This window comes from Paenibacillus sp. PL2-23, from assembly GCF_040834005.1.
In the GTDB taxonomy this organism is placed as follows: domain Bacteria; phylum Bacillota; class Bacilli; order Paenibacillales; family Paenibacillaceae; genus Pristimantibacillus.
Genome location: NZ_CP162129.1, coordinates 3,338,758 through 3,351,254 on the forward strand (window position 1 = coordinate 3,338,758; position 12,497 = coordinate 3,351,254).

Sequence of the window (12,497 nt, forward strand, 5' to 3'; positions counted from 1 at the left end):
TTGGTCATTTTCACCGAAAAAGCCTTGACAAATCCTCCAATTTTCCAAAATCGCGTCGTAAGGGTTCGTTTTTCAAGCCCATTAATCGCGATTGGAGAGCTTCTCATGAAACCTATTTTTGTTCCGCATGCGGACTACCAAGACTTTGTTCTTAAACAGCTTCGTACTCATGTTGGGCCCGGTATCATTATCATCCAAAAGGACTGGCCGCTTCTTACGAAATTTTGGATGACTGATCTTTCTCCCATCACGACATTTCTTCGAGACTCTTACTCGGATCGCGGCCCTGAACCTCGAGATCCAGCTGCTATGTTTCGATCCTTCCTCTTGTTCCTCATGACCAACCCCGAGAAGGGATTAACCGAATGGGTGAATGTCTTGAAGCGGACACCGATCTATGCCATTCTCTGCGGTTTCGACTTCGATGATCTTCCTGGCGTCGGGACCTTCTATGATTTCTTCAGACGCCTTTGGCCTGCGGTAGACAAACATCTTAAACCGATGAAGCAACCCAAACGCAAGAGCAAACCGAAGAAAGGCAAAAAAGGTGAGAAAGCGCCTACGGCTACACCGGGCAGAGTCAAACGTCTCGTCACTTGGATGATGCGTCACGCGGATAAGAAAACAGCTTTACCAACGGATCCCTTGTTCGACTTCTTCCAGTCACAAATCCTTACCGTATCGGCGAATCTAGGTTTGCTTGGGGATGTTTCAGCGCTGAGTGCTGCCGGTGATGGAACTCCCATCGTCACTGCTGCCTATACAAGAAGCAAGGCCACTTGCGATTGTTTTGCCCAAGGTTTGCTGGGTTGTAACCATCCTCGTATTTACTCCCAGCCCGATTGCAACTCGGGCTGGGACAGCGCCAGAGAGAAGTATTATAACGGATACCATCTCTACATGATTTCTGCGGCTGATAGTAAATACGACTTGCCTTTGTACCCTAGACTGCAGCCTGCTTCCCGGCATGACGCTGTCAGTCTAGTCATCAGTATGATGGAATGTAAGCACCGTTTCAACCTTGGCGTGATCGATAAGATACTGCTCGATGCCGCTCATGACGCAGAAGCGATTTACACGCTTCTGGATCAGCAGGACATCGAGCCTTTCATTGATCTAAACAAGCGTAGCAAGAAGAATCTGACGACGGACAGCGACATCCAGATTTCTCCGGCCGGCATTCCAATCTGTCCGAAAGGCCGTGAAATGAAGCCAAACGGGTTTGATAAATCCCAAAACCGCCAGAAGTGGCGGTGCACCTCATCCTGCGGGTGCTCGGATGCCAAGTACGGACGGACATACCATACGCACAGCAACGATAATCTTCGCCTGTTTCCTAAAACCGCTCGCGAGTCAGAGAAGTGGAAGTTGATTTACAAACGCCGCACGTCTATTGAGCGTTCCAATAAGCGGGAAAAGATCGATTACAAACTCGAATCCGGGCGGCACCGCTCGACGATGATGTGGTACATGCGGATCTACGGCATTATGACCTGCCAGCACATGGATGCCTGGTATATGAGCCAGAAGGACGAATGGGACAAGCTGAAAGCTACTATCTGCCCTACATTCGCTTAAGCTTTTCAAAAAAACGATTCTCAGAAATTGGCGAGGTCTGCCTATTTTTAAAAATGGTTTTCATTTTCCATGTTTTCCAGCACCAAAGCTCATTTACTCCCGCACGCTCCCCTTCAGCCCGTCTCTAATTCCGAGAGGCTATCGTTTTATCTAGTTTAGCAGAAGATGCGCGCTTTATGGAAGCCTTGCTGACGCGCCGCTCCCCACTCTCCATTTTGCCCGCCGCCGTGCAATTATTACAATGTCCCGAACTTCGCCATTCCATAGGGACTAAGGCTTGCTAAGACTGGGGAAACATACTATCATGAGTAAAGAATGCGAACAACTATGTCTTGTGAATATTGGGAGGAACTGAAATGATTATTGAAAACTCCGGACTGAATGGGCTCCAGAGCGAGCTGCATATCTTGGACGACGCGGCGGAGAAAGCCGGCTTCGTTCGTTGGCAATGGGAATACTACCGCGCTACATACGATTTGAAATTGACAGACCGCACAAGCGGACAAGACTATTTCCTTCGCGTGAACACACGCGCTGTCGAAGGCAAGCTTGAGAACCCGCACGCCGTTCTGGTCATCGAAGCCATCTACATTGGTCGGGCTACCTTCCCGCATGGCATGGAATACGAATCGCCTGTTCCAAAGCATATTATGGATACGGGCGCGCAACGTCTGGAACAGCTGAAGCAGCAGCTTGTCTAACGAGGGACAACTCTCATGAAAGCTTCGCACAACGGCAGTCGGGGAAGACCGGACTTTCTGCTTCTCATCATGACGCTGCTGCTTGTAGGCTTCGGTATCCTAATGGTGTTCAGCGCCAGCTCGGGCGTAGCCGCCATCGGTTGGAACGATGCCTTATATTTCACCAAGCGCCAGCTCGTGTGGGCTGGCCTCGGGCTCTTCGCTATGTTCGTGGCGATGAACCTCAGGTACCAGTTTTTCAAGAAAGCGTTTATGCTGTTTTTTGTGCCGGTTCTGGTTATGCTGATCCTGGTCCCCTTCACCAGCGAGGAAATTAACGGCGCGCGAAGCTGGTTCGGCTTCGGCTCGCTCGGTATTCAGCCAACGGAGCCCGCGAAGCTTGCCATTATTCTATATCTGGGAGCGCTCATCTCGAAGAAGGGCGAGAAGTTCCGAGATTTCAAGACAGGCCTGCTGCCTGTTATGATTATTGTCTCCATCGTCTGCGGGCTCATTATGCTGCAACCGGATCTGGGCTCCTGCCTAGTGCTCGCCGTCTGCGCGACGATTATGATTATGGCCGGCGGAGCGAACCTGAAGCAGGTATTCGCCTCCGGAGTGGCGTTATCTCTCGTTGTCACGGTATTAGTCTCGATCTCGATGGCTATCAATCCCCGTTCTTGGGAGTATCGCATTGAAAGGTTCACCTCGTACATGGACCCTATCGCCAATCAGCAGGATGGCGCATTCCAGCTCATTTCATCGCTCCAGGCGCTGGGACACGGCGGATTGACGGGGGCCGGTTTCGGTGAAAGCGTTCAGAAGCTGCATTATTTGGATTATCCCTATAATGACTTTATCTTCTCTATCATTGCGGAGGAGCTGGGGTTCATCGGTTCTGTGATTTTCCTCATCTTTTATCTGCTGTTCTTGTGGCGCGGCTTGATTGTTTCGCTGCGGTGCCCCGATATCTATGGGACAGTGGTCGGCGTCGGCATCGTGGGACTGTTCGCCATGCAAGCCTTTATCAATATCGGAGGCGTAACGGCGACGATACCCATTACCGGAGTGACGCTTCCGTTCATTAGCTACGGCGGGTCCTCTATGCTGTTTAGTCTGGTTAGCATGGGCATTATGCTCAGCATCTCCAGAGAATACAATCGCACGGACAAGCCCAAGAGAACCAAAGGCAAAGCCTAGCCTTAACCATAATGCGGCGCCCCCTGGATGGGAGCGCCGCATTATGGTTTTTGTTTTATTTCAATCGTTGAGGCGTCTCTTCCGGTTCGTCTTCCTTGAACGCAACGCCCTCTACCTTCACATTTACCTCTACTACCTGCAGACCCGTCATGTTCTCGACAGATTCCCGCACATTGAGCTGCAGCTGGCGGCAAACCTCTTGAATCGGAATACCGTAATGCACAATAATTCTTAAGTCGATGGCTGCTTCTACTTGGCCAACCTCGACCGATACGCCTTTCTGTACGTTCTTCCCGCTGAGACGTTTGGCAAGTCCTTCTGAGATGCCGCCTGACATTGCCGCGATGCCTGGCGTTTCGAGTGCTGCAAGTCCCGCGATTGTCGCTACTACGTCATCGGATATACGGATAATGCCAGTTTGAAGGTCTTCGGTCATGTCATCCACTCCTCAATTTGCCATATAGGTTCATTGTAATGGAACAGACGCCCCGAAGCAAGAATGGGTGACGAAACAAAAAAAGCAGTCCTCCGAAGAAGACTACCCCTGCGCTTTGCGATCCAAAGCCTCGTATAATACAGCCAAATTACGTTCAAGCCTGTTCAAGATGTCCTTGCCCGAAAGCTCGGCAATCAATCCCGCGCGTACCGCAAAGTCCACCTCGCGCGAAAACCCATACATCTGTGTGTCCAGTACCTCTTCGTACAGTGGACATTGACGAGTCGTCAAGTTCTCCATCTGTACCTCGATTAACTTCTCTATTTTACCCGCGTCCTCCTGAAGAAGACGAAGCGCTCGCTCGTGCAACAAATCCGTGATTTCCGGTGCAGACATACTTCTCCCCCCTGTGCGCGTCAACCTGCCAACTTCTATACCCTTTATATTAGACGAAATGAGACGAATACACAAGGACAAAACATAAATGCGCCCCCTCCAGGCGGAGGGGGCGCATAATGGATAACGATTGCAATTAATCAGTAATGACAGTAACGTTCAGGTTATGCTTCGCAAATATCTCGGACATCTTCTGCTTCGCTTCCTCGGCATCTGGACCATGGACGTGGAGCTCGTAGGAGTGACCGCCCACCAATGTCGTGAACAGGCCAAGAATACTCTTAACGTCGATGTATTTGCTGTCAGCCTGTAGTACGATGGAAGAAGAGAATTGGCTAGCTGCTTGAGAAATCTCAACAATTGCTGCGTTATTGGACATGGTGAATCCCTCCATACAAATTAGTAAAGCTTTCCTTTGACAACATGATACCTTGAAACCCCTTCAGCATCAAGTGGTTTGGTGAAAAAAACGCTTCATTTGAAATAATTACTATTTCAGCGCGTCCGGGTTCAGTGCTTCCAGCTCCGGAATGACAAACAATCCGTCCTTGCGAATCAGCACATCGTCGAAGTAGATTTCGCCGCCTCCGTACTCCGGTCGCTGGATGAGAACAAGATCCCAATGAACCGCGGAGCGGTTACCGTTATCCGTCTCCTCATAGGCCTGCCCTGGAGTAAAATGAAGGCTGCCCGCGATTTTTTCATCGAACAGTATATCATTCATGGGATGCAGGATATGGGGATTAAAGCCGATCGCAAACTCACCGATATAGCGAGAGCCTTCATCCGTATCCAAAATTTCGTTCAACCGCGCCGTATCATTGCTCTCGGCCTTCACGATTTTGCCATTCTCGAATGTAAACGAAATATGCTGGAACGTTACGCCCGAATACACGCTTGGCGCATTGTATGTGATTGTGCCGTTAACGGAATCGCGCACCGGCGCGGAGAACACCTCACCATCGGGAATATTGCGATGCCCGCAGCATTTTTTGGAGCCAATATTCAAGATAGAGAACGTCAGATCTGTTCCAGGCGCTACGATACGCACCTTATCCGTCCGATCCATCAGCGCCTTGAGCGGGTCCATCGCCTTCTCCATCTTGGCGTAATCCAGATTGCATACGTCGAAATAGAAGTTTTCGAACGACTCTGTGCTCATGTTGGCCAGCTGCGCCATAGAGGGACTTGGATACCTCAGGATGACCCACTTCGTTTTTTTGACGCGCTGCTCCATATGTACGGGATTGCGGTACAGCTGCTCATATAAACGCATGTTTTCCTTCGGCACGTCCGCAAGCTCGTTGACGTTGTCGCCGGATCGAACGCCGATGTAGCCTTGCATCTGCTTCATCCGCTCCAGATCCAGCGCTGCCCAAGTCTCCATCTGCTCCTTCGTCGCATGCATCAGCATGGTGCGGAGCACGGAGCGGTCGCTAAACTCCAGGAACGGACGGCCGCCGCGAGCGGCTACCTCTTCGATGATGCACTTCGCAAGCTCCTTCTCGGAGCCAATCATGTCAATAAGAATATTGTCGCCTGGCTGGACGTCAATGGAATATTGAACTAAATTTTGGGCCAGTCGTTTCAGTCTTGGATCGCGCATGGTTGATCTACTCCTTCTAATCGCTTTTAACCATAATAACGATTCATATCGTATCATGATTTTTCTCTTATTGCACTTCCTCCGTCACGGTTGACGCTCCGTTAAACGCTTCGAAGCGAACGGTGGTATGGCGGCTTTCACGCTTCCGCTCCTCGTTGCGGTCATACGTGAATACGGTGTTCTCCTCCATCTTCAGCGGAAGCATCAGACGCCGGTCAATTACAATATCATATTCGGTCTCAACCTCTAGCGATGACAGCATCAGGCTTAGCTCCTTCGAAGCCTGAACCAGCAGCGCTTGGCGCTCTGAGGTGTAAGCGTCGTCTGCGGCAAGCGCCGCGTCGGAAGCCACCTGCTCCAGCTCCTCCCTCAGCGCCTTCTCCCAACGGTTTTTGGACTCAACCGGCTTTTCCTTGACCCTGATCGTTACCGTATCCGCGCTCCCGGCTCCCGCCTCCGTTGCAGGCAGCATCGCTACCCTCTCATAGGATCGGCTTAACGTCTCCAGCACCTGCACCGGATTCCAGTATAACGAATCCTGAATGTCTGATTGTATCGTAAGCTGATGGTGGTCTACCACCTTGCCTTCGAACAGCTGCGGCTTCAGTGGCGGCCCTCCTGCCATTCCTATACTCATTGCCCCGGCGAATGAATATTGATCCATCCCTGCCAGACCGGCATACGACAGCCGAAGCCATTCCTCCGGAGCAAGCTTGGAGGCTGCTCCGGCGCAGCCAGCCATGGTTAACCAAGCGGCCGCCAGCATGGCGACAAGTCGCCTTCGATTCCATCCCATCCTCATCCCTCCACGTCCACGCGTCTTACCCAATCTGCCCAGCTTTTTTTAGAGTACCGGAATGACGCCTCTCTTATACCCCACATCATATAAACCGCATAGAAAAAGACGCCCTCATTCAAGGCGTCTTCTAATGATGATCTCCTACCATAATGCAGTTCCGTCCCTTGTGCTTCGCTTCATACAAAGCCATGTCGGCTCTATAGAACAACGATTCCACGCTAATCTTCTCATTGTCGAAGGTCCACTCCGACACTCCGCATGAGACCGTCACGGACGGGTCTGTCTCCTCCGCCACCTGGGCGCGAATGCGCTCCGCGATACGCAAGGCCTGGTCTGTCCGAATGCCGGGCAAATAGACGGCGAGTTCTTCCCCGCCCCATCTGGCTGCAATGTCCCCTTGGCGAATTGTGCTGGAGATAATGTTGCTTACCTGTATGAGGATTCGATCGCCTACTTGATGGCCATACGTGTCATTCACCCGTTTGAAATAATCAATGTCCACAAGAATGAGTGAGCCGAACGAATCCTTGCGCTGTCTGCTCTGAATCTGCTCGTCCAGATAATGCCGAGCATGAAGACCGGTCAGGTTATCTGTGATAACCATCCTTCTGACCTCGGCATGCAGCGACGCGTTCGTGAAGGCAAGTCCAATATGCGTGCTCATGACCTGCAGCAGCTTGTAATTGTCGTAGGAGAAAAAATTAGGCACCTTATGCGTAACGAGAATAACGCCTACCACCTCTCCGTCCACGAAGATTGGAGTGGCGATCAGCGAACGGGAGCCCGTATTGTCCATAAGCTTGGAGGTAACAACGCGAGTATTCCAATAGTCCGATATAATAAGAGGTTCCTTCGTTCGGTATATAATGCCGCAGAAGCCATACTCCGGCGAGAACTGCTCGCTAGCCATTGCCGGTACATTGCTGGATTTGACGATAAAACGATTGGTCGGCTTATCAAGCTGAAGCACACAGCAATAGTCGGCTTCGAAGATCGTCAGCAGCTCATTGGTCGCGAATTGGAAGATCTCCTTCACGCGAAGCGACTGGTTCAGACGTTTGGTCATCTCATTAATTAAACGAAGCTCATTGATAAGCAGGTTCGACTGCTCATACAGCTTGGCGTTCTCGAACGCGGTGCCCGCCGTGTCGCCCAGCAGCTGGAACGCCGGCAAATCAGACTCATCCCATTTGCCCCGCTCCACCAGAATGCACAGTACGCCATAGGCCGCCTGCTTGCCCGTCATGGGTACGGCAAGACGCATGGTTCCGTCGCGTTCAAACTCCATGGCCGGCTTGCCCCCTAGGAACGCCTTCGCCACGATATCATGGGCCGTATTCTTGAACATAAGAGGCTTGATACGGGGATCTCCATCCACGTAATCCTGCGACAGATACAGATGCACCTCGGAGTTAGGGTACAATGTCTCCAGACTGTAAAGCATCTCCGTCAGAACGGATGTTACGTCCGTCTGATCGTACAATCGCTTCGCGGCGAGGAACAAGGCTTCTCTTCGATCCGCTTCCTTATCCGTTCGTTCTTGCTGGAGCAGGAGGTCTCTGACGAACACATGCTCAAAGCTGCGATAGAAGCAGGAGCGGTAATGAAGCGCGGCGGACTCCAGCTCATTCCTTGTGACCGGTGTCCCGCGCCTCGCGCAGAACACCAGCATAGCCAGTATGGACCGATCCCGTCTACGGCGAATCGGAATGGCGGTAGCGTCCCATTGTGCCGTGCTGACGACGCTGGCATCGTCAAGCTTCATAGCGGATTCTACAGCAGCCGCGGCGACGACGTCCACCTCTTCGTCCTCCGCTTCCCCACGAGTGGCTCCCTGCCACCGGCCATCTTTCGTGTATACACGATATTGCCCCGCCCGGAGAGAAGACAAATCGCCCGCTTCACGCTTCCATGAGGAGAAGCTTTCGGCTAGCAGATTCGGAAGATAAGGCTCGTCCGCTTCATGAATATCTTCATTGGCAAACCAAATGGGCTGTTCGACCATCCATTCATTGACCATTGAGCACCTGACCCTTTCCTATCCGTGCAAGGGGACAACTTTCATTTCTACCATCATACTTTATTTTTAAGAATATTGCACTATCGTTTCCATATTTTATAGGACTATAGGCACTTTTTTGCGGTCCTTCACTTTTCTATGCGGAGACACCTGTTCTTCTTGACTTTTCCCGTGTATCTCCTATAATATTAATTGTTGAAAACATGGGCGTACGGTTTTGTGTCACCCTCAGGTTTGTGTTCACTGTCAGGCCAGCGGCTGAAGTGCTTGTCAGGGATTGGGCTTCCATCCATTGAACATATTCCGCGCAACACAACCCCATTCTCAAACATTCCATTTGATGAAGGAGTTCATTGACACATGGCACGTTATACAGGACCTAAATTTAAATTAAGCCGCCGCCTGGGCATTTCCCTTAGCGGTACTGGCAAAGACTTGAAGCGCCCATTCCCTCCGGGACAGCACGGCCCGAACCAACGCAGAAAGATGAGCGGCTACGGCGTTCAATTGCAAGAGAAACAAAAGCTTCGCCACATGTACGGCATGAACGAAAAACCGTTCCGCAACCTGTACGACAAAGCGGCTAAGATGAAAGGTAAAGCGGGCGATAACTTCATGGCGCTTCTGGAAAGCCGCCTGGACAACCTGGTTTACCGTCTTGCATTCGCGAACTCCCGCGCTGGCGCTCGTCAGCTGGTAGCTCACGGTCACGTGACTGTAAACGGCAAGAAAGTCGACATCGCTTCCTACACGGTAGCTGTTGGCGACGTTATCGGCCTGCGCGAGCGCAGCCGCTCCCTGAAATCCATCAAGGAAGCTCTGGAAGGCCGTCATCACCTTCCGAACTACCTGGAATTCAGCGAGCAAGCTATGGAAGGCAAGTACGTTCGCCTGCCTGACCGCTCCGAGCTGAGCCAAGAGATCGACGAGAAGCAAATCGTCGAGTTCTACAGCCGTTAATAGCAAGAAGCGAAAGAAAAACCTTGAACCTGCCGGTTCAAGGTTTTTTTCGTTTATTCAGCTGGTTTGACGGGAGCGGCGATCGGTTTAACCTCCGGTGTTGAAGCCGCTGCTCCTGTTGCTGTTGCAGTTGTTGGGATCGCCTTGGACGTGAGCCCTCTTATCAGCTGATTCACATCGATGCCCGACACGCTCTTCAGCATCTCCGGCGCTGTGGCCATCAGAGAGGTCACGTAGTTGCTTACACGCGCCGCGCCTTCTCCATTCCCTGTGTCCACAACCGTCAGCTTGTCGATGGAGCTGATTGGCTCAGCCACTTTGCCTGCAAGCTCAGGCAGCATCTTCACAATAATATCGAGAACGGCCGCTTCGCCGAATTTCGCGAACGCGTCGGCCAGCTTCTCCTTCGCCTCCGCTTCCGCAAGACCGCGCAGACGAATAACCTCTGCCTCTGCCGTACCTTTTGCCCGCTCAGCCTCGGCAACCGCCAGACCATCCAAGCGCTTCTGCGACGCTTGAGCCTTCGCTTCCGCCTCGATACGATATTGCAAAGCATCTGCTTCGCGCAGTCGCTTCGACTTGTCGGCTTCCGCCGCCTGCTCCACCGCATAACGGTCCGCGTCCGCCTTCTTCTTCACCTCAGCGTCATACTGCTTCTCGCGACGCAGAATTTCCTTCGCTTCCAGATCGATTTCCCGCTCCTTGCGCACCAGCTCGACCTTCATCTGCTCCTCGACAACGCTCTGCTTGGCGCGAGCCTCTTGAATGGAGTATGCCTGATCCGCCTCGGCTTTGGCTGTGTCCTGATCGCGCTTGAAGGAAGCGACCTTCATCTCCTTGTCCTTCTCCGCCTCCGCGATGTTGGTATCGCGAAGCAGCTCCGCCTTTTGTCCCGCTTCCGACGCAAGCGCCTTCTGAATTCTCGCGTCCCGTACCGCTTCTGCCTCTGCGATCTCGGCATCCCGCTTCACGGCTGCGATTCTCGGCTTGCCGAGCGCATCCAAATACCCGTGCTTATCGCGCAAATCCTTGATTGTAAACGAGACGATCTGCAGGCCCATCTTCTTCAGATCCTTGGCCGCAACACCCTGCACCTCTTGAGCGAATTTATCGCGATTCCGGTAAACTTCCTCCACCGTCATGGAGCCAAGAATCGCCCTCAGATGACCTTCCAGCACCTCCTGAGCTTCACCCTTCAGCGCTTCAGTCGGCTTGCCCAGGAACTGCTCGGCTGCTGTCGCCACATCCTCCACAGCACCGCCAATCTTAATGATCGCTACTCCGTCAGCCATTACCGGAACGCCCTGCTCTGTATAGACCTCCGGCGTCGAGACGTCCAGCTTATGGGAAAGCAGCGACAGAAACTCCGCCTTCTGGAATACCGGCAATATAAAAGCGCCGCCGCCGCGAATAATTTTGACCTTGCGGCCGGATTCGTCAACAGCTGTATTGCGAGTGCCCAGGAAGGAGCCCGTTACAAGCATTGCTTCATCCGGGCTGACCGTTTTGTACCTCGCCCAGAATGCCAATCCTAATACGATAATAACTCCAACTACAATTGACGGTATCACAAACACTTCTGGCATGTGAACAGCACCTTTCTCCTATAGATTCAAGTTTAATTCAGACACGTACAGGACACCCTCTCGAACCTCGACCACGACGACCCTGGAGCCATCCGCTATCTCTGCGCCGTCAAAGCTGGCCGCAATTTGATTCGTATTGCCCGCGCCAACCTTGACCATCACCTCGCCATAGCCCTTAGCCGGAATGGGAACAATCACATCGCCAAGCGCGCCAGCCAGCGAGGTTACCGAGTAGGCAATGGAGCTTTCGCTGTCTTCCATCGGTCTAACGTACAAGAAATAGACGGCAACCGCACCCGCAATTGCGATCAGCACCGCAGCAAGCACGATGAGCGGCCCTGCCAGGCTCGTGTAACGCTCCATAAGGAAGCCCGCCCCGCCAAAAATCGTAATGCCGCCGACGATGGTCATGGGCTGCAGAAAGTCCACAGCCAGAAAGTCAAAAACGCCATCCAGCGCCTGGCTCAAAAAATCTCCGAAGATAACGCTGACAATCGCATACAGGATGCCGCCAATCAAACAAGCCATGTAGACCGATTCCATTTCACCCCTCCTTCCATCCTGTTGCTTAGTCTGTTTGAAGTTCTCCATCTAATACGCCATTTATTGACAAACGTTTCTTAAAAAATGAATTTAAATTTCATACCTCCCTCACCTCACCCGCTCGGGCTGTCAAATCCGCCTTTTTTCTTGAATGCCAAAAATAGCGGCAAGCCCTTTCAAGGCTGCCGCTTCTTGGCATTGTATTTGCTATAAAGCCGATTCATAATGTCGCGGCCGGTCGGCGTCTGCGCCAGGCCGCCCTTGGCCGTCTCCCGATGCTCAGAGGGCATCGTCTCCGCCACCCGCCCAGGTGAAGCTTTTGTTGCCATGGGTTCCGAATTTTTAAAAAGATGATGGGTCAGGGTCTGATCATTCGCGCAACAGACTCATCCGGCGAACGCGGAGATATAGGCTTAATTGATTACTTTTGGCGGCGCTGCCGGTTAAATCTTGCATACATCACAAGCGCAGCAATCATCATGGCGCCAAAGCCAACATTGCTAGCGAGCTCCGCTTCCATTCCCAGCAGCATGCAGACATTCGTCACCAAGCTTTTTGTCAGCAACGCAACCGCTATCAACATTATAGGGCGAATGATGTTATACCTTTTCATGAGATTCCTCCTCGCGTTATACATCCATCATACGACCACAATTCATCGAAATACAAGTAAAAAGACAAACCACCTCGATT

Annotated in this window: 13 protein-coding genes; 4 read left to right on the forward strand and 9 right to left on the reverse strand. The window is 52.0% G+C overall.

Features of this window, described 5'->3' with window-relative positions; genetic code table 11:
* The first annotated feature begins 105 nt into the window (after window positions 1–105).
* The 3 genes from AB1S56_RS14610 (at window position 106) to ftsW (ending at window position 3,458) form a co-directional block, all read left to right on the forward strand.
* Entirely contained in the window at window positions 106–1,578 is a 1,473-nt protein-coding gene (locus AB1S56_RS14610) for a transposase (protein ID WP_340871780.1), read from the forward strand.
* Window positions 1,579–1,934: 356 nt separating this feature from the next.
* Window positions 1,935–2,279 carry a YugN family protein gene (locus tag AB1S56_RS14615; protein WP_340871782.1) on the forward strand — a complete coding sequence of 115 codons (345 nt, stop codon included), beginning with the start codon at window positions 1,935–1,937 and terminating at the stop codon, window positions 2,277–2,279.
* A gap of 15 nt (window positions 2,280–2,294) precedes the next feature.
* Complete coding sequence (ftsW, locus tag AB1S56_RS14620) at window positions 2,295–3,458, forward strand: putative lipid II flippase FtsW (protein WP_340871783.1); 1,164 nt, start codon at window positions 2,295–2,297, stop codon at window positions 3,456–3,458.
* A 55-nt stretch (window positions 3,459–3,513) separates the two neighbouring features.
* Here ftsW and AB1S56_RS14625 read toward each other — a convergent pair whose 3' ends face one another.
* From AB1S56_RS14625 to AB1S56_RS14650, 6 genes are all read right to left on the reverse strand, one after another.
* Window positions 3,514–3,894 (reverse strand): Asp23/Gls24 family envelope stress response protein, encoded by a 381-nt coding sequence (locus AB1S56_RS14625; RefSeq protein ID WP_257446417.1) that lies wholly within the window; start codon window positions 3,892–3,894, stop codon window positions 3,514–3,516.
* Window positions 3,895–3,996: 102 nt separating this feature from the next.
* The gene (locus AB1S56_RS14630; protein WP_340871784.1) at window positions 3,997–4,290 is read right to left on the reverse strand and encodes a YlaN family protein; all 294 of its coding nucleotides are present in this window, start codon (window positions 4,288–4,290) and stop codon (window positions 3,997–3,999) included.
* A gap of 136 nt (window positions 4,291–4,426) precedes the next feature.
* A complete protein-coding gene (locus AB1S56_RS14635; protein ID WP_340871785.1) occupies window positions 4,427–4,669 on the reverse strand; it encodes an HPr family phosphocarrier protein in 243 nt (80 codons plus the stop codon).
* 111 nt (window positions 4,670–4,780) lie between these two features.
* Window positions 4,781–5,896, reverse strand: coding sequence for an aminopeptidase (locus AB1S56_RS14640; protein WP_340871787.1), 1,116 nt, complete (start codon window positions 5,894–5,896; stop codon window positions 4,781–4,783).
* 67 nt (window positions 5,897–5,963) lie between these two features.
* Window positions 5,964–6,692, reverse strand: coding sequence for a hypothetical protein (locus AB1S56_RS14645; protein WP_340871788.1), 729 nt, complete (start codon window positions 6,690–6,692; stop codon window positions 5,964–5,966).
* A 130-nt stretch (window positions 6,693–6,822) separates the two neighbouring features.
* Complete coding sequence (locus AB1S56_RS14650; protein WP_340871789.1) at window positions 6,823–8,715, reverse strand: diguanylate cyclase; 1,893 nt, start codon at window positions 8,713–8,715, stop codon at window positions 6,823–6,825.
* A gap of 360 nt (window positions 8,716–9,075) precedes the next feature.
* Here AB1S56_RS14650 and rpsD point away from each other — a divergent pair, with 360 nt between their 5' ends.
* A complete protein-coding gene (gene rpsD / locus AB1S56_RS14655; protein ID WP_340871790.1) occupies window positions 9,076–9,675 on the forward strand; it encodes a 30S ribosomal protein S4 in 600 nt (199 codons plus the stop codon).
* 53 nt (window positions 9,676–9,728) lie between these two features.
* Here rpsD and AB1S56_RS14660 read toward each other — a convergent pair whose 3' ends face one another.
* The 3 genes from AB1S56_RS14660 to AB1S56_RS14670 form a co-directional block, all read right to left on the reverse strand.
* Window positions 9,729–11,261 carry a flotillin family protein gene (locus AB1S56_RS14660; protein WP_340871791.1) on the reverse strand — a complete coding sequence of 511 codons (1,533 nt, stop codon included), beginning with the start codon at window positions 11,259–11,261 and terminating at the stop codon, window positions 9,729–9,731.
* Between the two features lie 18 nt (window positions 11,262–11,279).
* On the reverse strand, window positions 11,280–11,804 hold the full coding sequence (locus AB1S56_RS14665; RefSeq protein ID WP_340871792.1) for a protease: 525 nt from the start codon (window positions 11,802–11,804) through the stop codon (window positions 11,280–11,282).
* A 421-nt stretch (window positions 11,805–12,225) separates the two neighbouring features.
* The gene (locus AB1S56_RS14670) at window positions 12,226–12,417 is read right to left on the reverse strand and encodes a hypothetical protein (protein WP_340871793.1); all 192 of its coding nucleotides are present in this window, start codon (window positions 12,415–12,417) and stop codon (window positions 12,226–12,228) included.
* Window positions 12,418–12,497 lie beyond the last annotated feature (80 nt).

Coding starts and splice junctions, on each gene's coding strand:
- ftsW (WP_340871783.1), top strand. CDS start 2,295: ATGAAAGCTTCGCACAACGGCAGTCGGGGAAGACCGGACTTTCTGCTT.
- AB1S56_RS14650 (WP_340871789.1), bottom strand. CDS start 8,715: ATGGTCAATGAATGGATGGTCGAACAGCCCATTTGGTTTGCCAATGAA.
- AB1S56_RS14610 (WP_340871780.1), top strand. CDS start 106: ATGAAACCTATTTTTGTTCCGCATGCGGACTACCAAGACTTTGTTCTT.
- AB1S56_RS14665 (WP_340871792.1), bottom strand. CDS start 11,804: ATGGAATCGGTCTACATGGCTTGTTTGATTGGCGGCATCCTGTATGCG.
- AB1S56_RS14645 (WP_340871788.1), bottom strand. CDS start 6,692: ATGGGATGGAATCGAAGGCGACTTGTCGCCATGCTGGCGGCCGCTTGG.
- AB1S56_RS14630 (WP_340871784.1), bottom strand. CDS start 4,290: ATGTCTGCACCGGAAATCACGGATTTGTTGCACGAGCGAGCGCTTCGT.
- AB1S56_RS14670 (WP_340871793.1), bottom strand. CDS start 12,417: ATGAAAAGGTATAACATCATTCGCCCTATAATGTTGATAGCGGTTGCG.
- AB1S56_RS14640 (WP_340871787.1), bottom strand. CDS start 5,896: ATGCGCGATCCAAGACTGAAACGACTGGCCCAAAATTTAGTTCAATAT.
- AB1S56_RS14635 (WP_340871785.1), bottom strand. CDS start 4,669: ATGTCCAATAACGCAGCAATTGTTGAGATTTCTCAAGCAGCTAGCCAA.
- AB1S56_RS14660 (WP_340871791.1), bottom strand. CDS start 11,261: ATGCCAGAAGTGTTTGTGATACCGTCAATTGTAGTTGGAGTTATTATC.
- AB1S56_RS14625 (WP_257446417.1), bottom strand. CDS start 3,894: ATGACCGAAGACCTTCAAACTGGCATTATCCGTATATCCGATGACGTA.
- AB1S56_RS14615 (WP_340871782.1), top strand. CDS start 1,935: ATGATTATTGAAAACTCCGGACTGAATGGGCTCCAGAGCGAGCTGCAT.
- rpsD (WP_340871790.1), top strand. CDS start 9,076: ATGGCACGTTATACAGGACCTAAATTTAAATTAAGCCGCCGCCTGGGC.